At 64.0% G+C, this 22,119-nt stretch carries 16 protein-coding genes; 6 read left to right on the forward strand and 10 right to left on the reverse strand.

The window, feature by feature from the left end:
• Positions 1-35: 35 nt before the first annotated feature.
• From drmC to drmD, 5 genes are read right to left on the reverse strand one after another with little or no spacing between them, the layout of a single operon-like run.
• A complete protein-coding gene (gene drmC / locus OG876_RS27915; RefSeq protein WP_328519605.1) occupies positions 36-776 on the reverse strand; it encodes a DISARM system phospholipase D-like protein DrmC in 741 nt (246 codons plus the stop codon).
• Positions 773-2,854, reverse strand: a complete 2,082-nt coding sequence (drmB, locus tag OG876_RS27920; RefSeq protein ID WP_328519606.1) for a DrmB family protein — start codon at positions 2,852-2,854, stop codon at positions 773-775. The genes drmC and drmB overlap by 4 nt, the downstream gene beginning before the upstream one ends.
• Positions 2,851-6,549, reverse strand: coding sequence for a DISARM system helicase DrmA (gene drmA, locus OG876_RS27925; RefSeq protein WP_328519607.1), 3,699 nt, complete (start codon positions 6,547-6,549; stop codon positions 2,851-2,853). Before drmA ends, drmB begins: the two co-directional genes overlap by 4 nt.
• Positions 6,546-10,637, reverse strand: coding sequence for a DNA methyltransferase (locus tag OG876_RS27930; RefSeq protein WP_328519608.1), 4,092 nt, complete (start codon positions 10,635-10,637; stop codon positions 6,546-6,548). The genes drmA and OG876_RS27930 overlap by 4 nt, the downstream gene beginning before the upstream one ends.
• On the reverse strand, positions 10,634-13,783 hold the full coding sequence (gene drmD, locus OG876_RS27935) for a DISARM system SNF2-like helicase DrmD (protein WP_328519609.1): 3,150 nt from the start codon (positions 13,781-13,783) through the stop codon (positions 10,634-10,636). Before drmD ends, OG876_RS27930 begins: the two co-directional genes overlap by 4 nt.
• 251 nt (positions 13,784-14,034) lie before the next feature.
• Here drmD and OG876_RS27940 point away from each other — a divergent pair, with 251 nt between their 5' ends.
• Positions 14,035-15,174, forward strand: a complete 1,140-nt coding sequence (locus tag OG876_RS27940; RefSeq protein WP_328519610.1) for a DNA cytosine methyltransferase — start codon at positions 14,035-14,037, stop codon at positions 15,172-15,174.
• 7 nt (positions 15,175-15,181) lie between these two features.
• Positions 15,182-15,589 (forward strand): very short patch repair endonuclease, encoded by a 408-nt coding sequence (locus OG876_RS27945; protein ID WP_328519611.1) that lies wholly within the window; start codon positions 15,182-15,184, stop codon positions 15,587-15,589.
• A gap of 75 nt (positions 15,590-15,664) precedes the next feature.
• Here OG876_RS27945 and OG876_RS27950 read toward each other — a convergent pair whose 3' ends face one another.
• Positions 15,665-15,988 carry an HNH endonuclease gene (locus OG876_RS27950; RefSeq protein ID WP_328526970.1) on the reverse strand — a complete coding sequence of 108 codons (324 nt, stop codon included), beginning with the start codon at positions 15,986-15,988 and terminating at the stop codon, positions 15,665-15,667.
• A gap of 50 nt (positions 15,989-16,038) precedes the next feature.
• Here OG876_RS27950 and OG876_RS27955 point away from each other — a divergent pair, with 50 nt between their 5' ends.
• The 3 genes from OG876_RS27955 (at position 16,039) to OG876_RS27965 (ending at position 18,501) form a co-directional block, all read left to right on the forward strand.
• Positions 16,039-16,458, forward strand: coding sequence for a hypothetical protein (locus OG876_RS27955; protein ID WP_328519612.1), 420 nt, complete (start codon positions 16,039-16,041; stop codon positions 16,456-16,458).
• Between the two features lie 646 nt (positions 16,459-17,104).
• The gene (locus OG876_RS27960; protein ID WP_328519613.1) at positions 17,105-18,148 is read left to right on the forward strand and encodes a helix-turn-helix transcriptional regulator; all 1,044 of its coding nucleotides are present in this window, start codon (positions 17,105-17,107) and stop codon (positions 18,146-18,148) included.
• Between the two features lie 41 nt (positions 18,149-18,189).
• Positions 18,190-18,501: an antibiotic biosynthesis monooxygenase family protein gene (locus OG876_RS27965; RefSeq protein WP_328519614.1), complete on the forward strand. Its 312-nt coding sequence runs from the start codon at positions 18,190-18,192 to the stop codon at positions 18,499-18,501.
• Between the two features lie 6 nt (positions 18,502-18,507).
• On the opposite strand, the gene OG876_RS27970 is transcribed toward OG876_RS27965, so the two are convergent.
• The 3 genes from OG876_RS27970 to OG876_RS27980 form a co-directional block, all read right to left on the reverse strand.
• The gene (locus OG876_RS27970; RefSeq protein ID WP_328519615.1) at positions 18,508-19,077 is read right to left on the reverse strand and encodes a hypothetical protein; all 570 of its coding nucleotides are present in this window, start codon (positions 19,075-19,077) and stop codon (positions 18,508-18,510) included.
• Positions 19,078-19,109: 32 nt separating this feature from the next.
• Positions 19,110-19,463, reverse strand: a complete 354-nt coding sequence (locus OG876_RS27975) for a hypothetical protein (protein WP_328519616.1) — start codon at positions 19,461-19,463, stop codon at positions 19,110-19,112.
• An 86-nt stretch (positions 19,464-19,549) separates the two neighbouring features.
• Positions 19,550-19,900 carry a hypothetical protein gene (locus tag OG876_RS27980; protein ID WP_328519617.1) on the reverse strand — a complete coding sequence of 117 codons (351 nt, stop codon included), beginning with the start codon at positions 19,898-19,900 and terminating at the stop codon, positions 19,550-19,552.
• 173 nt (positions 19,901-20,073) lie between these two features.
• Between OG876_RS27980 and OG876_RS27985 the strand changes: the two genes are divergently transcribed.
• Positions 20,074-20,379 carry an effector-associated constant component EACC1 gene (locus OG876_RS27985; protein WP_328519618.1) on the forward strand — a complete coding sequence of 102 codons (306 nt, stop codon included), beginning with the start codon at positions 20,074-20,076 and terminating at the stop codon, positions 20,377-20,379.
• Positions 20,380-20,935: 556 nt separating this feature from the next.
• Here the strand turns inward: OG876_RS27985 and OG876_RS27990 are convergent.
• Positions 20,936-22,066 carry an epoxide hydrolase family protein gene (locus tag OG876_RS27990; RefSeq protein ID WP_328519619.1) on the reverse strand — a complete coding sequence of 377 codons (1,131 nt, stop codon included), beginning with the start codon at positions 22,064-22,066 and terminating at the stop codon, positions 20,936-20,938.
• Positions 22,067-22,119: the final 53 nt, after the last annotated feature.

The raw sequence follows: 22,119 nt of genomic DNA on the forward strand, positions 1-22,119 counted from the left end.
CGTGCTCACAGTCGGCCGCCGCAGTCAGTCCGAAATTATCTGAGGGCGTATGAGGCCAGATCGCGGAGGCTGCCGGCGGCCTGGAGGTCCGCAAATCGGCGAGTGATTTGGCTCGCAATCAACGTGTCGTGGACTAAGAGCCCCGCCTCTAGGTTCTTCTCCACCGCCGCGTACGACAAGTTCGCACTGGTCACGAGGGCGGTGTGACCATCGATCACGAGGACCTTCGAGTGCTGCATGCGTGCGGCGCCAGTCGTGCTGTCGTGGAAGCCGAGAACTCGTGCGCGCGGTACGGCGCCCCTGATGGCTTCTGCGCAGTCCTTTTGCTGGCTCACGTCGGCGATGACGGTGATGGACAACTTTCTCTGTGCGGCACGCAGCAGCGCCTGGACGAACGGAGCAGTCGCCGTGCCCGAGTACGTGGATGCGAGCACCGACTCTTCGGCTTCGTCGATGAGACGGACGATCGCCGATGTCGTGCGAACCGAGTCACCAGGCAACTGTGGTCCGCTCCAGACGAGAATCGGCGGAGTTGGCACCCGCGCCGCTGTTGCGGCTATCGCCCGGAGTGTCGCTGCTACCGCGTGCTTGTTGGTGAAAGCCTTGAGAATCTCCCGGATGAATCCTTCGGCCAGATCTCGCTTATCCGCGGCGAGGCTCCGCACCGCACGACGAGGCATCCCATCGATCACCAGGCTGTCTGCCACTCTGCGTAACTCGGTGGGAGCGAGCAGCGCGCTCAGCGGCTCCAGAGATGCGAGACCGACGGCGGTCACGTCGTCAGACCGTCCAGCAGACCTGTGACCCCCAAATCAGTCGCCTGGTTCGAGTAGAGCGTCAAAAGAAAACGGCGATCCAGGAACCGGTTTGCGTTGTCGCACGACGTCTCAGACAAAAACGTGCAGAAGTGGCATGCAGCACCGTGAAGAAAGTCTTCCTGGCCACGCGGTACGCGATGGGAGCACACCGGATCCGACGAACACCGTGAGGCTCGCGCGATGGAGCGAGCGACGAGGCGCTCTACAGCGTCAGGCGCAGACTGTTCAACGAGCCCGCCGAGCGTCCCGTCGCTGTCCGGTGAGGTTGTGGAGATGAGAAAGCCCGCTGCAGGTTCGCGGTCGTCGGCGCCACGCCATGCGTAGATCCGCTCTGCGAGCGAGGCGGACCCGTAGCCGGCATCAAGCGCCATCTGCCGGATGATGAGGTGCGCGAGTGTGTGGACGGCCCAATACCTGGGTGGCTCAAGACGGGCATCTGCATCGATGGGCGCAGCAGAGGTGCTCGTACGACGCTGGACGTTGCGCCTGTGAGCCTCCTTATGAGCATCCCATAACTTGGAGTCGCGGACGGCGTCCTCCCATGGCCCGATGACGTCCTCGCGCAGTCGGACAAATACGCCCTCTCCGTGGTCTTCGGTTGCTGGAACCCAGGTCGGCTTCTGTCGTGCGAGTGGTGCTAGTCGTTCTCGGGCATCGCCGATTCGCTCGAAGGCGTCGACACGGGTGAACCCGACGAAGGCGTTGACCTTCTTCAATCGGTCGACGGCTGCGACGGTCCCTATGACTGGTGTCAGACCCGGAGGAACACGCACATCCCTGATACGGAAGTCGCTCTCACGTGCGTGCCTAGCGAAATCGGCCGGGCGAATGAGCGTGCGCCACTCAGGCGCCCGCAGTTCAATGGGGCTGTACGGCGTTGTCCGACCGGAATCCACCTCGCCTCCCGCCGCGACCAGCGCGAGGGCCTCCCAAACAGTTGGATCGGGAACGTCGGTGAGGTCCAGGCTGTCCTTGAGCATCAGCATCTTGAACATAGGGACGGCCGCCTCTGACACCACCATCGCCCGGAGCTCGGCACTGACACCTTGCAGCCGCGCAGCGACGTCTGCGACGTTGAGCTCCTTGCTCTCCGGGACGACGAGCAGGCTGATCGTGGCAGGGAACCACTGGTTGGCGGCACCGAGCAGCATGAGTTTTGTTTCCGCGTCGCATGCTTCGAATGTCCCGAGATGGGGGTGGCGGCCGCGGCAATGAGGCATGCGCTCGGCGCCCGCGGTGCCGGTGAGCTCACGCATGCTCCTCGTCAGTCCGCATGTGACGCAGGTGATGCGGACCTCCGGACCGATATTGCTACGCCATTCGAGCATCCGCAGCTTGGTCGCCGGGTTGGTGACCCCCGACGTCTTTTCGCAGGTCCATGTGCCACCGTGGGCTCGATGCACGAAGGCGGTGTAGGGGAATTCGTCCAAGTGCCCGTTGAGGCACGCGACCAGATAGCGAGCTGGTACGGCGACGCTGTCGCGCGGCTTGCCCTTATTATTGCGTCCGCGACATTGCTTGTGGACGAATCGTGCCTGGTCCGGGCGCATGCCGATCGTGTTGAAGAAGGTGAATGGGCCACCCTCGCCCTCGAAGGGGGCGAGGAGGTCGCATCCGGTGCAGCGCAGCCAGCGAGGGAAGGCTGCTGCTGGAACGCCTAGCTTAGGTACCTCACGAGGGCCTACCTCTTGGCGCGGCGGGCGGCGAAGCTCGCGCACCTGGCGACCTAGCTGAGCCTTGACAGCTTCGATGAGTCGCGGCTCGAATACCTGAAGTGGACCACCCATCTGAGCGTACGCGCGCTCCCAGGCATCGAGGCCCTGCGGCATAACTGCGATGTGAGGCAGGTCGACCGACGCGCCGATCCCTGCGGTGTAGAGCAGCGCGGTCGGGCGCACGGAACCCACTCGGCCGAAGTTCTTCAGCTTGATCTGGTCCATGCGCTCGAACGGATCCAGGATGTCGGCCGCGGCGAGATAACTCGGGTCTCCGCCCGGTTCAGCGCCGTCCGGTGCCGGACCCGAAACCTGGCTCATGCCTCTACCTCCGCGTCGAATACCCATGCCGGCGAATCGGGCGGGTCTGGTTCAGCGATGCGGTCACCGTACGAGCGGACGATGAGGCTGATCTCCGGCTGTACTTCGCGCATCGAGTTCGCAACCCGTAGGTAGGCGTCGTCACCAAATGCCGGACCGTCCTCAGGACTCCTCAGCAGGGTGTTGCCCTTGCCGGTGTAGCTGATTGCAGCAACTGCCTTCGCCTTCTTGTACCACGCGTCGAGACGACGTGTGAGCTTGTCCTTGATCTCCTGCACTCGGTCATCCGCGCCCGAGCCGGCGGCCCGACGAGCAATCACATCGATAAGATTCTCTAGCGTCGCGAACCGCGAGGTGATGCTCCAAGCACCTTGTTGTGGCGAGTACGACGTCGTGTGCCCGACGTCTAGCACCCGAGCGATCGAGACGAGCACACCGGTGAGCCCGCGCTCCAGCGAGCTATCCGAATAGGGGGTGACGGAGAGCGCCTCGACGTGGGCGTAGAACGTCCGGTGGTCGTGCTCGAACTGTTCGTAGTGAGCCATGTCGCGCGGCCTGGACCGGTTCGCCAGAGTTACGACGAGTCCGGGCTTGGCGGACACGCGGCCAACGCGAGAGGAGGCCTGGATGTACTCCGCCGTGTTCTTTGGCTGCCCGACGACAACCATGAGCCCGAGGCGTCCGACGTCCACGCCAACCTGGAGCATCGAGGTGGCAAGAATGACGTCGTAGGGCCGATCCCCAGCCCGCTTTGGAGCCGCCTTCTCGGCTCTGCGAAGAGCGGATTGCTCGCTGTGCGCCCGAGTGGTGTCCCAGGCTGGGTCAAACGGAGCGGAGAGCCGATCCAGTGTCTTGGTGATGTCGGTGGAGGAAACGCGCGATGTGAGTTCACCGATCTCGAGACCCCATGTCCCGCGGCGAGGGTAGCCGCTAGCCCTGTCGGGGTTTGTAATGCGTGTAGTGACGTCGTCGTCGAGATACCGTCGCATACCGGCAAGCTCGCGAGTCGCGCTGAAATAGCCGACGAGCGTCATGTACGGGTCCGCCGCTTCGCCGTGCTCGTCGAGTAACTTCTGGCCGGCCAGAAGGAGGATCTCGCTGACTCTGATTTCGGCGAGGGTGAGCTTCACACCATGCGCGCACACACCGAGGTAACGCCGACCGGGATGCTGTGCGGATATCGGCACCTCTTTTGAGAAGTACGTGTCGGAGATGTCGAGCACCTGTGGCGGGAAGATCTCGATTCCACGGCCGTAGAGCCGGCGAACCTGAGCCTCAGCGTTCCGGCTCGTTGCTGTGGACGCGACGACGAGCGGCCGGACCGGCGCCGCAGTCGCTGCGTCAGAGCCAGATTGCCAGCAGCAAAGCGAGTCGACGGCAACCTCGAACAGGCCGACAGCGGTGCCGAGGGCACCAGTGATGAGGTGGAGCTCGTCCTGGATCACGAGGTCAGGGGGACGCAGACGGCCGATCTTCTGTACTGCGACCTTTGGCAGGCCACTGCTGGCCTTGTGGCTTGAGCCCGTGCAAACGGCTGCAGGGGTGTCAGGGTGTCGATAGCCGTGGCGCGGACAACGCTCAGCCACGTGGCCGAAGAGGCTCGCCGCCTGACCCTCGCGTGCAATGCGAGCGAACTTGTCGACGGTCGCCAGTAGATAGGTCGGCGGAAACCGGTAGATCTCCTCGTCGACTGTCAGGATAGGCAGCCCATCCTCGACGAGGCCACCCTCGGCGAACGGGCATTCACTGCCAAGCTTGGCGCCACAGTGCACGAGAATCCGGCGACGTGCCTTGTTGAGTCGGATGTGTTGCTTGGGGGAGATTGGGGATCCACACCATGGACAGCGCTGGAGCTGCAAGACCGTGACGCCATAGGGGCGCCCTTCGGTAGCGAGTGCCGCGCTGATCTGCTCCTCAGCCTCGCTAAACGACTTGGGACTGACGTTGCTGCCAACCCACAGGCCGATCCGGAACGGTTCGCTGCCCCACATCGCCGGGTCGCCACGGCGCACCAACTCTGCTGCACAGACGAGAGCTGTGGCGCGCTGGAATTGCTGGGTGGTAAGCAGGCGCAACGTATAGCGCATGAGCACGGCCACGCCGTCGCGCCCGTCCAACGGTCCGTCCGGCGAGTCGACGACCCCCTGAAGCCGCCGGATTGCGAACGTGTACGCCGCAAGGCCAAGGTAGGCCTCGGTCTTACCGCCGCCGGTGGGGAAGAAGAGCAACTCGGCACGAGCATCATCGCTGCTACGGCGCAGAGAGGCCGGATCGGTGAGTGCCGGCAACTGCATGAGAATGAACCCAATCTGGAAGTGCCGCCAGGACGCAGCACTTTCGCCTCTGGCGACTACATTCTTGAGCGCATCCGCGATACCTACATTGGCGTCCTCAGAGCGGGCCTGTGCGACTTGGCTGTGCACGCGCTGATCCGCCATCACGCGATTCATGAACTTGAACGCGCGGAAGGCGTCTGGGTCTGAACCGAGCAGTGCGAGCCCTTCGTCGAGCCGATCGGCGGCGAACCCGGCATCCTCAACGGCAAGCTCCGCCACGTCCCGAAGATGGTCGGGGAGTTCGATGGCGTCGGTCCCGCGCTCATCGAGCCACTCGCGATAACCACTGATCAGAGGCGTGAGCCCTTCGACAACGTCCGCCTGCGACGCCGTTGCCAAGCGCTCCATCGATAGGAGGGTGCCGTCGACACCCGACGCGATGGTCTGGGGAATCTCCGCCTCCGGCACCCAGGTGGTCCGCACACGATTGGCGGTACGACCACCGGCAGAGAGGTTCCGTCGCCATGTGCCATCGATCGCTGGGTCGGTTGTGGTCCAGGTCGCCGAGCAGGTTCGGCCGATGGCGAACTCTAGCCGGTCGCGATAGAGCAGTTCGAGCCGCTCCTCCTCATCGTTCAAGCCAGGGGGTAATCCATCGAGCGCGTCGTGAATGGGGAGGAACACGTTGCTGTCGTCAGCACCTGTGACTTCGAGCTCAGCCTGGAACAGCCACTGCCGCGGCGGGAGGTTTCCGTCCGTAACCCGGCGATTCTGAAGGGCGACCTCGACGATCAGCGTCCCGTCGCCGTCCGACAGCACCTCGACGCTCACAGACACCTCGACCGCACCATCGCGTTCGAGAACAGGCAGCTCCAGATCAGCTCCCGACTGGAGCTTGTCAGCCGTCACGTTGACCCGGCAGTCGTGGGGCGTTCGGTCATAGTAAGTGCGGGTGCGACCCTCCTCGTCTGCCTCTCGCCGAGGCGCATACGCACCCCAACGAGCAGTGAGGGTCAGCCCGGGGCCGCCGGATGCGATGCGGAATCGGAGGCCCATAGAGGAGGGAGCGATGAGCTTGGAGGCTGGCCCCTTGTCGTCAGCCTCCTCCGGGCTGTCAGATTCAGTGATCTCAAGGTCGTCGGATTCTGGGACGCCGCTGCTCGACTCGTCTACGGGCATTACCAATGGCGCCTCGCCGGCGCGCATGTCATCCAAATCCACGGCGAAAATATCAGCCGCTGGACTCTCGATGGGAACGGTCGTGTCTACTTTGACCGGAGCTAGCGCTCCTGCGAGGTAGCGACCACGAGGATTGCCAACGACGGTTTCAGCCGAACCGTTCCAGGGCCCGACCAGGTCTGCGACGAGCAGGCGATGCAGCTCCTCCCTGACGACACCCGACGGTGCAGTCTCCGTCATACTCCCTCACCCTCGATATCCTCGAACTCGTCAGCATCCTCGCCCAGCCCGCCGACACCATCCTGGCGCGCCGCTCGGCGCTGGTTCTCCTCAAGTAGCCGATCGAGCAGTTCGACGCGCGCTGCCGGGCTGATCGTGAAGCGTTCCGTCTGCCTGTAGATGTGGAACCCATGATCCAGCGGGACGTCGCCCCAGCCGTAGGCCCGCACGACTGCCTCATCAAGCGCCACGTGGGTTTCGCGCAGGCGGATGATATCTGTATCCCCCTGGACGTCTGGCTCGTTGACAAGGTTGTAGAGCTTCGTTAGGCCGAGGCTGCGGCGCAGCATGAGCTCGCGCCGTTCTTCGTCGAGACTCCGGCCGGCAATCTCGAGATCGTCAGTGCGGGGAGGACGTGGGAATGTCTCGTAGACGTCGGACGGGGTGTAGCGGACCCGCGTCTCCAGCGTGGAGCCGTACATGACGGCCCACGCCTGATGCATGCTTGACGACAAAACTGCCTGGTCTGCGTGGTCGGCCGTTGTGAATATCACCAAGGCGTCACTAAATATTTGTCCGGTTGGAACCCGAAGTGGCATTACATGTTTTGAGTGGCGGGCGACTGCGAGTACACACTTCAGATTTGCAGCGCGCATGTATAGCGAATCGCGCCGGCGAAGAAAGCGCCACCACAAGCGTCGTCCCACCTCGTCTCCTTGGCTCATTCGCTGGGGCTTCACCAAGCGCGACACAATTTGCCAAGGCAAATGGTAGGTGCGTGCCTCGCTCTCGTCGCGCGCACCAAAGTCGATGACCCATCGGCTCGCTACGGCATCAGGTCGTGAGCTAAGATCATCGCCGTTGAGGTAGCGGAAGATGACCTCCCTATTGCGGACGCTCTCGGCGACGAGACGTGCTGCCTCGTCCTCGGTGAGGATGAAGCCTTTCCCGAGTGTGATTGAGCCTTGGGAGGCGATCGCCGCGTTCTCGGCGAGTGCGACCGGTGTCCCCTTGGCGCGTCCACCCGCCTCAAGCAAGGTTGAGATCAAAGCGACCTTAACGCCGTCGGAAATCCTGACTGCATCAGGGGCCAACGGCGCCCGACTCGCCCAAACCCCGGCGTACTCAAGGTTTGCACTTCGAGCCGGCCAAGAGGCACTCTGTATTGATCGCCTAATGACTAAACCCGCTTCATCTAAGCGATCTAGGCCGACCTCACGGGTGACGCCCTGTGCAATGGAATTAGTCGCTACGAGCCCGAGCTGTCCCGAGCCGGTTCTGATGAGGGAGAACGCGCGAAGAAAGAAGTACGCGACGAGGTCAGCGCTCCCCTTTGTGCCGCCGGCGAGCTGGTTGACGAACCAATGCCGCATATTGTCGCCTATCGAACTTGTAAGCTTTTGGCCTCCAAGGAACGGTGGATTCCCAACGATTGCGTCAAAACCACCATGTCCGACAATCACGTCTGGGACTTCGAGCACCCAGTGAAGTGGGTCCCACCGGATGTAGTCAGTCGCCACAGTTGGGGCGAGACCGCTGGCGATGACCGTGTCCAGCATTGCGCTGTCGCCGAGATCAGCGCTCATGAGGGCATATGAGAGGTTCTCGTACGCGTCGTCAAGCACCTTGCCGTTCTTGCCACCGAGCGACAAGCCTGCGGCGACGATGCTGTCGGCGATGGTTCGCAACTGAGTCAGATGTTCGTCGAGCTGCTTCATCAACTGACGCTTGGCGAAGGTCGAGCGCATGGCATCGCTCTCGGCAACTGGCGAAGCGAGCTGCTGGCGGACCTCTGTGACGCGCTGGATGGCTAAGTCGACATCGACCGTGAATCCGGGGGCGCTTAGGCGGGCAGGCGATGGGTCGATGTGCAGGCCGCGTAGCTGGCGTAGCTCGGTGAGACCGAGCAGCGAATTGCCGCAGAAGATCTTGTCGTCCACGAAGGAGAATGGGCGATCTGGGTCGAGCGAGACGAGCCACAGTGAGAGCTTGCACATCTCGACTGCCATCCGGTTGATGTCTGCGCCGTACAGACAGTGGGCGATGATCTCCCGGCGGGCCTCCACCTCTCTATGCTTGCGCTGCTCAGCGGTCGAATCCTCGCGTGTGATGCCTTCGGCATCCCAAGCCTCTAGCAGGCGCTCGCCCAAGTATCGCGCTGCGGCCACGAGGAAGGCGCCCGACCCCACAGCGATGTCCGCGACCTTCAGATCGAGGATCTGAGACGAAGGGATGAGCTTCCAACGAGTTGTGTCCGCTGTCTCAAGTGGACCCGGCGAGTAGACGAGTGGTTCGAGTGTGTGATGGACGACCTCCTCAGCGAGCGAGCGAGGGGTGTAGTGCGTGCCGGACGTCGCACGTGACCGGGTCTCGACCACAAGTAGGCCGCCGGCAGGCACCACGTAGGGGAGTCCACGGGGGTCCAAACGCATGAGCTTGTAATATCCGACCAGTTCCTCGACCAGCCTGTCGTCACTAACTACGGGGCGCAGCCGGCGTCGGGCCTCGTCTTCAACAACGGCCTGGTTGCTCTCGACGTACGCCTTGGCAAGCTGGCGCGCCGTGCGGATCTTGGCTCCGGACTGCTCGTTCTTCACCCAGGCGATGAGCTGCTTGGCGAAGCGCTCCGGCTCATGGTCCGCTTGGTGGTTGATGTCGTGCAGGTTGTCTAGCGCTACCTCGGGCTCTGAACCGGCCTCAGGCCCCTGTAAGCCGACGATCACCTTATCGGTGTAGCGGGCTGAGTAGCCCAGTAGACCCTCATACACATAGCCGATCTGCTCGACGTCGAGCTCGCGGAAGGAAACCTGGCGATCCTCACCATCCACCCGGGCGTGCTGGACCGACCGTAGTACGTGGAACATGACCCGGTCGTCCACGAGCACCCGCAGGCCGCCGATGGTCTCGTCCGTTGCGGTGAGCCACGAGAAACGCGCAGGGTCGAACAGGGATCCACCGTAGGCGGGCATGCGCAGATCCTCGAATGTCGCCCCGGTGTAGAGGGCCTGGCTTGTCGCGAGTAGGCGATGCCACGTGTCATAAGTCGCCGCGAGGGCTTCGTCACCCTCGATGCCAACAGCATGCCGGCGCCGCTCGTCGAGGTGATCGAAGACCTCGGATATGGCGTATGCCTCGCGGTACAGCTGTTCGGTCGGCAGCAGCTCGTTGGCCTCGGCGAAGAGGAGGAAAACGATTCGCATCACGGATGTGACGGCGGCGCCGTAGACCTCGTGCCCGTCGGTCGGTAATGGCGACTCTGCGCCGTCAGCGATGGCGCGCAGATGGGACGTGGAGAATGATTGCACCAGTAGCTCGACTGAGGCGCGGACTTGGTTGCCCAGCGCGTCGGTGATCTCTTCGGCGCTCGCGATGCTCGACTCGAGCAGTGCGGGGAGACGCCGTTCGACCGTTCCGCCAGCGAGAGATGTGAGGCGCGCCAGGGCCCAGAATGCGTCACGCAAGTCAGGCTCCTCGCGAAACAGTGCGCCGTCGAAGACGCCGGAGCCGGTGCTGCCTTGGGCGCTCTGCCATACCAGCGCCCACCATCGGCCGTCCGTGACCACTGCTACCGGTATGCGCGCACCATAGCCTTCACCCGAAGCACGCAGCAGCGCTGCGGCGCGGTCGTCTGCATTCGCAGACCACCCGTCGACCCCCGCTACGGAGAGATTCTCCGTGGGGTCGACCACCAACAGCAAAGCCGCTGGGCTGCCACCTGCTTCGAGTACGGCTGCAGTCGACACACTCACGGAGTGATCCAAGTTCCACGCTCGAACAGCTGCGCTGTCGTCGGTGCGGGCGTACTCACCCCACTCCAGGACGTCCTTGGTCATGGTACGGATCCAGGCGTCACGTGCTTCGAGGTAACGAGCCAACGGCGCGCCATCCATACGGTTCGCTGTGCGCATCCATGTCGTCCACGCCTTTTCCCAGTCGGTGAAGCCAGCACGGAATGCCTCGCGGACACCATCGAATGTGGCGTCGGGCCGAGAGAGGCCAGAGGGGAAGTGAGCCTTCAGCGCTGGGCGGGACAGGAACGGGCCTTCGGTCTCGACCAGCTCAAGCCAGCCGAAGGGATCTTCGTTGCCATGCGCTCGGCGTGCTCTCACTTGACGGCCTCCTCGGCGTCTGCAGGCGTGACAGCGAAGACGAGCGCCCCATTGAAAACGTGTGGGGTAGGGCGGGCGTAGCGAGCTTCGACAGCCTCCCGTTCCCGTGTGCGTTCGTCAGAAATAACGTCTAGGCGGCGCTGCACCTCGCGGATGTCACGGCGACGCTGTGCGGCACTTCCGTCGGGCTCGAACAGGGTGTCTGCTGCCTCACGGGCTTCCCGCTCCATACGCGCCAGGGACCTCGTCAGGGTGTCCTCGAAGCGCTGGAAGGTGGCGTCCACTCGCGCGAGATCCGCGCCCAGTCGCGCGACCAACGAAACATCGAGTTCGCGCAGTCGACGATCGGTGCGGGTCTCAACCGCACGCTCGACCCGAGCACGTAGCCCGTCGGCGTCCTCGGCTTGAGTGTTCCATCGCCGCACGATCGGGTGCAACGCCGCCAGGGGGACGCTCGTCAGCCGATCGCCATCCAGTGTGACCGCCAGCAGCTCCTCTGACAGCTCCTCGCCGAGCTCTTGTCGACGATGAAGCCGTGTCCCGGCCAGGAACACTTCCTCGTGCAGGCGCGTGCCACTTGCGCCGACGAGGACCAGCCGCGCTACGGCCGCCGCGAACGAGTCCCGCAGACCTGGAACGACGACGGCCGTGATGCGGCTGATCGACGGCTTCGGCTGCCACAGCTCCTGACGCAACGTCCGCGTGGCGAGTTGGACGAGCGGGTGGCCAAGGTGGGCGTGGACGATGTCTGTCCGTCCATCCGCAAACACTTCCGGCGCGAAGCTGAGTGGTCGGCGCTCGCCGGTTAGTGGGTCGTCTAGATCGGCTGTCGCGAGCTGCCAGCTCGGTCCGATGCTGCGCGGCACCGCGTAGACGGGTTCATCAGTGCGATCATCACCGATCTCCTCTAGTCTCGGCTGATTCTGCAGATCCAGCGCAGTGTCGACGACTCGGCGGACGTTGGACGGATGCAGGTGGAGCCGGTCGCGCGCGGAGCCCAATTCTTCGGCTATGCGAGTGAGCTCCCCAGAGAGTCGACGCTCGCCAGCGAGCAGCTCATTGACGGCCTTCTGAGAGGCGTCCGCGGGCCGGGCGGGGCGAGCCGCCCTACCGAGCAGCTCGCGCTCGACGTCGGGCGCCAATACTGGGTTAGCTGAGCCGAGGTCCGCGCGTACGCTCTGCATCTTGTTTGTGAGCCGCCGTAGGAGATCCATGTCCTGGGCGAGGGCCGAGCCGCCGGCTCGGTCAGGGGCGAAATGCCACGCGATAGGCGTCAGGGTCTGCCCGTAGCGGTCGATCCGTCCGATCCGCTGCTCGAGCCGGTTCGGGTTGAACGGAACGTCGAAGTTGACGAGGCGGTGGCAATACCGCTGCAGATCGATCCCTTCTCCCGCCGCGTCGGTGGCGAGAAGAACGCGCACTCGATGCTCGGCGGGATCAGCGTTGAAGCGTCGGCGGATGTCCTCGCGGTCTTCTTGTGGGGTCTGGCCGTGGATCAATGCCAACCGCTTCGAGTCATAACCGGCACTGGTCAGCACCGAGCGCATCCACTCAAGCGTGTCGACGTACTCGGTGAAGACCACGACACGCTCATTGGACCAGGTGCCGGTGGGCCGCGTGATGCCGTCGAGGAAAGTCAACAGTCCGCGCAGCCGTGAGTCGGGTGCTGCCTCGTACCGCTCGCCCCAAGCGATCAAGGCTTCAAGATCTGCCGCATCCTGCTCGGGCAGCTCCGGCAATGCGCGACGGGTATCCAGGAGGGTGTCGAGTTCAGGCTGAGCTGCGCGGCCCTCCTCGTCGTCTGCAGCGTTCTCGCCCATCACATCATCATATTCAGGGAGCATCGGCTCACGACCATCACGTCTCGCCTCGAGATAGGCGGTCGCCGTCTTCGCGAACGCCCACGGCGAGGACAGGAATCGCTTCTTGAGCAGCAGCGCGGAGATGTCGGCGGCGCTTCCGTGAGCCGCTTGGGATTCACGCTGGCGCCGGTTGATCAGCTCAACAAGTCGATCGTACGTCTCGGCCTCGTCCTCGCTAGGGGCATAGGGGAGGGACTTGACTTCACGTTCGCGGAATCGGCTGTCCCCGAGATCCGTCTTGAGGCGACGGACGGCAACCTCGCCCAGAGCTACACGGTCGATCTCCGCGCCGCGCGCGAAACGGTGTTCGTCGACCATCTCGAGCAGAGCAGTGAATGACTCCTGATAGCCATTGTGAGGGGTGGCGCTGAGAAACAGTCGGTGCTCGGACATGCGTGCAAGCTCGCGAACTGCCAGCGTCCGTTGGGAGTCGACTGCGTACGCGCGCTTCGCTGAGGTGTGCCGTGGGGCAGAAGGCGCGACGTGATGAGCCTCGTCGACAACGAGGACGTCGAACGCGAATCCGTCCGTCGAAGGTCGCCGACGGGCGACATCGAAGGCGGCCTGCAAGAGTCGCTGCGCTCGTGCCGCCGGAAGCCACGACATCGACACGATTACGCGGGGGAACAAGACGAACGGGTTGGCATGGACCCCGTACCGGCGACGTACGTCGCGCATCGTCTCGGAGCTGATCACCTCGAAAGACAGCCCGAACTTCTCGGCCATCTCGTCCCGCCACTTGAGGACCAAGCCGGCTGGGCAGACGACGGCCACCGACCGTGCGCGGTGACGGAGCAGCAGCTCTTGCACGACGAGCCCAGCCTCGATGGTCTTGCCGAGGCCGACGTCATCGGCCAGGAGAAGGTTCGTCCGCGGGGCAGCCAGCGCTCGGCGCAGCGGCTCTAGCTGATACGGCTCGACGGTTGCACCGCTTCGGAAGGGTGCTTGATAGGCAGCCGGGTCGGCAGAGGTGACTGCGCCCCAGCGGAGAGCATCTACGAAGGCCGCTAGGGTGGCTGGATCATCGATCTGTTCGGCGTCTAGCGTGTGTGGCAGGCCGTGCTCCGGCACGAGGTTTGTGCCGGCTTCGATCTCCCAGACCACCCGGAGTTCATCGCCGTAGCGGTCGTCTCCCATCGCCTGAAGGGTGACGGCATGCTGGGTCTCGGCTGAGCCGTCGTCGGCCGACGAACGGGGGAGACCTTGGGCAGTGACGTCGGTGACCACCCAGCGGGCGCCTCGGGCATCGACTAGCTGACCAACCTCGGGCAGTGCTGATGGCACGGATTATCCCCTTCATCGAGTGCTCTCATCGAACCCTATCGGTGGTGAGGCAGGTTCGTTTCGTCGCGGATCAGCATGCTCGGCGCTCGACAGGAGCTGTAGGTCCTGCTTGCCTGTCAAGCAGTCTGCTTGAGCACGCTCAAATCGAGGAGTCGGGCGTCGAGCCCAGCGTGTACCGTTGCCTCCTTAAAAGCTGACCTCGTAACGTTGACTCGCGACCAACGTCGGTCGCCGACTCAGGGAAGGATCCCATGCCTGCTGGGCACGTGGCAGGACTATTCGCCGGAATTGGCGGCTTCGAGAAGGGCCTTGCCTCCGCGGGATTCGAGGTGGACCTCCTGTGCGACGCCTGGGAGCACGCCGCGTCGACTCTGGCGCGTAGGTTTCCTGGCGTCTCGATCGTGGGCGACATAGTCGAGCTCAAGGCTCTGCCAGCAGTAGAGATCGTAACGGCCGGCTTCCCCTGTACCGATCTGAGCCAGGTCGGTAGGGTGGCTGGAATCGACGGCAACGAGTCGGGCCTTGTGCGCGAGGTCTTCCGATTGGTCGACAGCGCCTCGCCGAGGTGGCTGGTGCTGGAGAACGTTCCTAACATGCTCGCCCTCCATGGTGGCCAAGCCATGGCTTTCATCACTGGCTGGCTTGAATCTCAAGGATGGAATTGGGCATATCGGACCGTCGACTCGCAGAGCTCAGGTGTAGCTCAGCGTCGCCGGAGAGTAATCGTTGTGGCGTCCAAGATGGAGGACCCACGTCAAGTGCTATTCGCTGATGAGGCAGGGCCGTCAATGCGACGGGTCGATTCGCCGTCGGCGTATGGCTTCTACTGGACAGAGGGAAACCGTGGTGTTGGTTGGGCGCCGGACGCGGTGCCGACACTCAAGGGTGGATCGAAGCTCGGAATTCCATCGCCTCCTGCCGTCTGGTTACCACAGGAGAGGCCGGGCAAGGCGATAGTAAGGCCTGATATCAGAGCCGCAGAGCGACTCCAAGGGTTTCCTGCTGGCTGGACCGATCATGTCGAACGCGAAGGACATCGCTGGAAACTCGTTGGCAACGCGGTGACAGTCAATGTGGCGAAGTGGCTCGGACAGCGGTTACATGAACCTGGTGAGCCGGTCGAGGTCGAGACGAAACCGCTCGCGGACGTCAAGAGATGGCCGGCGGCCGCAGCCGGCATCGTTGGTCGGCGCGAAGCATGGTTCCTGTCAGAGGTGCCGTTGCGGAAGCGTCGGCAGCGATTGACAGACGTGTTGAGAATCAATGGAATGCATCCACTTTCGAGAACCGCTACAGCGGGATTCGCAAAACGACTCAGCGCTAGCAAACTTCGAGCTGGCGGTGACGAGTTTCGCTCTGCCTTGTCCGATCATGTGGCCGAGATGTCTTGAGGTCGAGATGCCTGAGCCGCTGGATGATGCCATCAGGCGCAGGATGCGGATTCAAGCCAAGCGCGATACCAAACCCGAACTGGCGCTTAGATCCGAATTGCATGCGCTTGGCCTGCGATTTCGCGTGGACTATGCGCCGGAAGCCAACCTTCGATCTCGTGGCGATATCGTGTTCACTCGTCACCGTCTATTAGTGTTCGTAGACGGCTGTTTTTGGCATGGATGCCCGAAGCATGCAACTGCATCGAAGAATAATGCTGAGTGGTGGCGACGGAAGATTCAATCAAACAAGGAACGCGATCGCCGGACCGACTTGGAATTTGAGTCTCGTGGATGGCGGGTGATCCGAGTTTGGGAGCACGAGAGTGCGAGCGAAGCCGCCGGAAGAATCGCGTCCGTCCTCGCGCGAGACTGAGATGGGTGCGTACGGGCCTCGTCGGGGCTGCTCGACCCCTCGACAGACTGTCGCTCTTTCGGGCATCCGCCCGGCTCAGCTGGCAGTACGGAAGGTCTCATACCGCTCCGCAAGATTGTCCTTCGCGGGGCGGGCGGTGCGCGCGCGAGGTGCAGACAGTTGGACGCCGTTCATCTCCTGTAGGCCGTGTTTCAGCATCGGGCCGTCGACCTCGCCAAGGATGTCAGGACGAATCTCGACGACGAGGTCGGGTCTGACGCCGAGTATGTTTCGATCGAAGGCTGCGTGATGGATCTTGCACAAGGCGAGGCCATTTGGCACGATGGGGCGCCCCATTGGGTGGCCGTCCGGCAGGATGTGGGCCGCGTCGAGCAGATCCGTGTGTCTCAGATTGCAGATTGCGCACTGCCGCCGTTCGCCTGTAGCACTCGCGCGCGGAACACGGGTTGATGTATCCGCAGGCTTGTCAGTCTCTGCGCGTAGTCGCGGCTGTCCTCGGTGGCTTCTTCTCCATGCGGAAGGAAGCGCTGAACTGGATCGGCGGCGACCACGAACTGCAGCTGATCAGCTTCGTCATGTACGAGATAGACGGGAAATTGTGCGATGTACTTGCCCGAATCAATGCCGAGAAACCAGATGAGGGGAAGTTGTCGGTCGAAGCAACGCCTCAATGCCTGGTTCTCAGAGTGGTTCGGGTCACCGCCGCGATACTTATATCTGAGCAGGCCATCAACGCCAGCCGCGTCGGCGTAGGGCGGCGTTCGACCAGGTGGGGTGTAGGTCGTGCGGAAGGAGAGCGCGGCATCGAGGACGGCTGGCTTCCGTATGCCGCGGCTGCGGGTCCAGCAGGGGTATCCGTTGGCCTCTGAACTCGAACGTTGCCAGCTCTACGGCCGTCAGCAGCCGGTCACCGCGTAGAGCAAGCCATGACATAGCGGCGTCGCGGAGCTCGCTGTCAAAGGAGCCGACCATCACGTTCAGATACTTACCAGACCAGGGCTCAGTTGTCGCGTGCCGTGTTCACCTGGCCGCGGCGCGGCTCACAGGATCGATCTTCTCTACGGCCAGGGCAGCTGTGCCGCATCAGCGCAGATGGTGGGTATTTGTCCCCTGACCAGTACGGCGAGATCCAAGTCGGACGTCGACTCAGCGCACAAGTCGAAGAATTCATACGGAGCTGGTCAGACATCTATCTCGCGGAGGGCAGGTCCATCCAGCCAGCGTCGACGTCTCCCTGGGGATTGATGATAATGGTGTCGACCTCCGAGCGAAGTCTGCCCGGCGCTTGGCTGAGAACGCAGCCGCGTTGCTTGCTCAACTGGACCCCGGGTCTCGCTGTGTTGAACATCGACACCGACCTATAGGCGCCATCCGCCGAGGCGTAAGCCGAGTCAATCAGGCCTCGTCGCGCCGTTGGAGTGACCGCAATCGCCACCATCGGCGCGGTAGGGCGGTAGGTGTCGTGCGTTCGGATCACGGAAGGCTCTCTTCCGCGATCGGTGGGACGATGGCAGGATGTTGGAGACGTCGGCTCGGTTGCTTCGGTTGTTGGCGTTGTTGCAGGCCAGGCGGGATTGGGGCGGGCCGGAGTTGGCGGGGCGGCTTGGGGTGTCTACGCGGACGTTGCGGACTGATGTTGAGCGGTTGAGGTCTCTTGGGTATCCCGTTGAAGCTCGGTCTGGGGTGGCGGGTGGGTATCGGTTGGGGGCTGGTGGGGTTTTGCCTCCCTTGTTGTTGGATGACGAGGAGGCGGTGGCTGTGGCGGTGGGGTTGCGGACTGCTGCGGCTGGTGGTGTGGCGGGGATTGAGGAGACGTCGGTGCGGGCGTTGGTGAAGTTGGAGCAGGTCTTGCCGGGGCGGTTGCGGGGGCGGGTGCGGGCGGTTTCGGCGGCGACGGTGGCGGTGGGTGGGGCGGGGCCGCGGGTTGATGCTGAGGTGTTGACGGGGATTGCGGGGGCGATTCGGGATCGGGAGCGGTTGCGGTTCGACTACGCCGGCGGGTCTGGTGGGGTGTGGGGTGAGGAACCGCGCGGTGATGAGGGCGATGCGCGGGACATCACCAATCCAGCAGGCAACTCCAACGACGCACGCGGCGGCGTGCTGCCTCCGCGGGTGGTGGAGCCGCATCGGTTGGTGGCTTGGGGGCGGCGGTGGTATTTGGTTGCTTGGGACAACGGTCGGGAGGCGTGGCGGACGTTTCGGGTGGATCGGATGAATCTCAGGACGCCTAATGGGGCTCGGTTTGTGCCGCGGGAGTTGCCTGAGGAGGATGTGGCGGAGTTCGTACGGCGGTCTGTGGGGGAGGCGTCGTGGCAGTATCGGGCTCGGGTGAAGGTGTTCGCGTCGGCGGAGTACGTGAAGAATCGGATGCCGATTCCGATCGAGCCTGAGGTGATCGACGAGAACGCGTGCATCGTTGAGCTGGGGTCGGATGATCCGCATCAGTTGGCTGTGTGGTTGGGGCTGATGGATGCGGATTTCGACGTACTTAATGCTCCGGAGCTGGCGGCCGCGGTCCGGGAGCTAGGTGACCGGTACCACCGCGCTGCCGGCGGGTGAAGATCAGGTCTTACGCTGAGACCGGGTGGAGGGAGTGGCGGATGATTGCGCGGATCTGGCGGACCGGGGTGGACGAGAGCCGGGGCGAGGAGTACGACGCGTTCGCGGTGGAGCGGTCGTTGCCGATGTTCCGGAGGCAGCCGGGGTGTCGGGCTGTGTTCTTCGTGCGGACCAAGGACGGGCGGGCGGCGATCACTTTCTGGCAGGACCTGGCCACCGCTGAGGCTTTGCTGAGCTCGAAGGACTACCTCGAAACGGTCGACGCGATCCTGGCAGCCGGCTTCCTGCGCCCACCACAGTCGGTCGAACTCCTACCAGTCGACCAGCTCTGGCTCGCGCCTGACCTGGTCTGATCCCGGTCACAGCGCGCGGCCTGGTGGTCCGTTTCGGCGCGGTGCGTCTGATCGCTTCTGGCCGGTCGGTTGGGTGGTGACGGCTCCGCGGGCGGGTGCCATGTCGCCGGCTGCAGCGAAGGCGGCACGGAGGTCCGCCGGGAGCGGTTGGCGGATCGGGGCGGCGGCACTCGTTTGCGGGGTGGCGGCGGCTTGGACCACGCGAAGTCGAACGCCGGTCCGGCGGCCTAGGCGGGCCGCAGCCTCTTCAAAAGGGCGGTCGCCACCGCGGTGTGCGAAGACAACCACTTGTCGGTACGGCGGCCCGCCGTCCTCTGGCTCGAATTCGTGGTAAATGAGCCGATGGGATGGGCCGAGCTCGATGTTGTGGCGGGTCTCGGGAACGACTGCGAGCTTGATCTCCGCACAGTCGCTGAGGTCGTGCCGGCGATAGCTGAGGCGCTTGCCGTCGAACTCCTCTTCCCGACCGTCGGCGAGGGCACGAAGACCGACCTGCAGGGCGTGGAACTCTCGCGTCCGCAGACCGCCAGGTCCTTGTGTCTTGGCGGCGTGGCTCAACGCCGCGAGTCGTTGCATGACCTCCGGCAAGAGGACGAGGCGGTATTGCGTCACCGCGGCTTGAAGTCGGAGTCGTCGATCTCTTCGTCGAGATCCCACCCGATCTGCGCATCGGCTTCCTCGAGCGGGATCGACGGCTGCGGATCGGCGAGTCGCTGGCGGGCAAGCTCGTACGCGTGGTCGAAGCCGTCTTCGTCCGCGGCGAGGGCGTCGAGCCGACGCCAGAGCTCCCAGGGAACGACTACGCCTTCAGGCTGGCCGGCGTCGCCGAAGATGAGGGGCTCGGCTTTGCCGGAGCGGAAGAGGTTGAGGACGTTGGCCAGGTTCTTTGACGCCTCCGAGGTGGACACCACCCAGACGCGTTCCCCGTCGGGGAGGAGGTACGGCGTTTCGTCGGGGTCCATGGCTGTCCTTCCGTGGATGAGCGGTCGTGTTCAGGATATGAGCCGGGCGCTGGTGGGGAGTGGAGTTATCCACAGGGCTGGGTCGGCTACTTCGGGAGGTCGGAGTCGTCTATTGGTTCGTTCAGGTCCCAGTCGAGTTCAGCGGCTACCTGCTCCAAGGGGATCGAGGGCGTGGGGTCGGCTAGGCGGGCGCGAAGGATGGTGTAGGTGGTGTCGAAGCCTTCTTCGTCGAAGACTCGGGTGTCGAGGGCTCGCCAGAGTTCGAAGGGGGCGACGACGGCTTCTGGTTCGCCGGTGTCGCCGAAGATCAGGGGGTCCAGGTGGCCGAAGCGGAAGCGTTCGAGCATGTGGGGGAGGAGTTCGGCGGCGGTGGGTGTCTTGATGACCCAGACGCGTTCTCCGTCGGGGAGTAGGTACGGGGTTTCGTCGGAGTCCACGGATTGTCCTTCCGCTCGGGTGGGCTTCTTCAGGAGAATAGGGCTTGCGCGCCGCCCGCGAGTGAAGTTATCCACAGGGGGCCTTGGGCAACTGATGGGAGTGGCAGATGGGTGAAGGGCACTGGGTTGAGGTTCGGGTGGTCCCTGAGCCGGAACTGGATGAGAAGCGGTGTATGAAAGCTGTTCGGCAGTTGCGGAGGGAACTGGCTGAGGAGGGGTTGCCTACTCAGGACGTGGTGGAGCGACCGGGTGGGCTTGCGCAAGATGATGGGTCTATTGCGATCGCGGTGGCATTGGTGGGGGCGGGTGGGGTGGTGCCGACGTTGGTCGCCGTACTGCGGGATTGGATTCAGCGGCGGAAGAGTCCGGGGAAGATCGTTGTGACGCTGGGAGACGACTCGATCGAGATGGAGCGACCGACGTTCGATGAGCGGACCGAGTTGCTCGAGGCGTTCTTGAGTCGGCACCAGGGGAAGTAGCAAACCAGGCGTTGTCCGGTGGGCGGGGCGGGCGTAGCGTCGGAGGCGGGATTCTGGCGACGTGGCCGGCGGGGAGCTGGTGCGGAGCACGCCGGGGGGCGGGCGACGCATGGTGTCGCGTGGGGGGAAGTCACGCGACCGTGCCGTGAGGAGACTGCCTGGTTCGAGGGGCGGGCCAGGGATGGGGATCTCCGAGGGGGGAACGCGATGAGGTCTTCGGTGGAGTACCGGCCTGTGGGTCGGTGCAGGATTCGGGAACACCTCGCTCAGCGAGTCGTTCGTTGTGGTCACGGCGCCTGTCGATGTCAGTACGGCGCTCGGCTGCAGCGGACCTGGTGGCGGCAACATCACAACGCCTGAGGTCGGCCCGGAGAAGGAAGCTCTGCCCGGACGTCCCTCCAGATGGGTGGAGCCCAAAGGAGCCCGGGGTGCGCAAGCACCCCGGGCTCCCTGCGTCCCACGCGGTCGTACGGGAAGCAGATGCCTACAGACCGTCGCGACGGAAACGCTGACGGGCCGGCTCGCGGGAAGCGAGCCGGCCGAGGTGGTCAGGGGGTTACAGGTTGCGGAAGAAGGTCCGCAGATCGGCGGTGACGTCGTCGGGGCGTTCGAGAGCGGCGTAGTGACCGCCGTCCTTGAAGTTCGACCAGTGGACGATGTTGGTGTTGTCGCGCTCGGCCAGCGGACGGATCGTCTTGAAGTCGTCGGCGAAGACCGCGACACCGGTCGGCGCGTTGTTGAGTTGCGGCTCGGTGCCGGCGTGCGCCTCTTCGTAGTGGTAGCGGCCGGCCGCGGCCGAGGTGTTGGTGAACCAGTACAGCGACACCTCGGTGAGGATCTGGTCCCGGGTGACCAGGCTGGTCCCGTTGCCGAAGCTGTTGAAGAGTTCGTTCCAGGCCAGTTGCCCGACCGGTGAGTCGGAGATGCCGACGGCAACGGTCTGCGGCCGGGTGGAGTTGATCGCGTTGTACCCACCGACCGACTGGAACCACTTCAGGTGCTCCAGCGCCGCGTAGTCCTCCGGCGTGAACTTCTCGAACTCGGCCGGGTCGCCCGACGGGAACGAGAACAGCTGCAACACGTGCAGACCGAGGAAACCAGGAGGGTTGAGCAGGCCGAGCTCGCGCGAGACCATCGCGCCCCCGTCGGAGCCGTGCGAGCCGTACGAGCCGTACCCGAGGCGACGCATCAGGGTGTCGAAGGTCCGGGCGACCCGGGCCATCGTCCAGCCGCGGTCGACGAGCGGCGTACTGAACCCGAAGCCCGGGATCGACGGGACGACGACCGAGAAGGCGTCGGCGTCCGATCCGCCGTACGACGAGGGGTCGGTCAGCGGGCCGATCATGTCGAGGAAGTCGACGAACGAACCAGGGTAGGTGTGGACCAGCAGCAGCGGCGTCGCGCCCTCGACCTTCGACGGGACGTGGATGAAGTGGACCGTCTGGCCGTCGATCTCGGTCAGGTAGTGCGGGAACTCGTTCATCCGCGCTTCCTGGGCACGCCAGTCGAATCCGTTCTGCCAGTGGTCGACCATCTCGCGGAGGTAGTGGTTCGGGGTGCCGTACTCCCAGTCGTCGCCGGGAACGGGCTCGGGCAGCCGCGTCCGCGCGAGGCGGGCGAGCAGATCGTCCAGGTCTGCCTGGGCGATGTCGACGGTGAAGGGCCGGATGCTCTCGTTCGTGTTCATGGCTTTACCGTAGAATCCGTATAGGAACATTACTTTCCTACTTAGGAGACGGA

It is taken from the genome of Kribbella sp. NBC_00359 (assembly GCF_036097425.1).
Taxonomy (GTDB): Bacteria; Actinomycetota; Actinomycetes; order Propionibacteriales; family Kribbellaceae; genus Kribbella.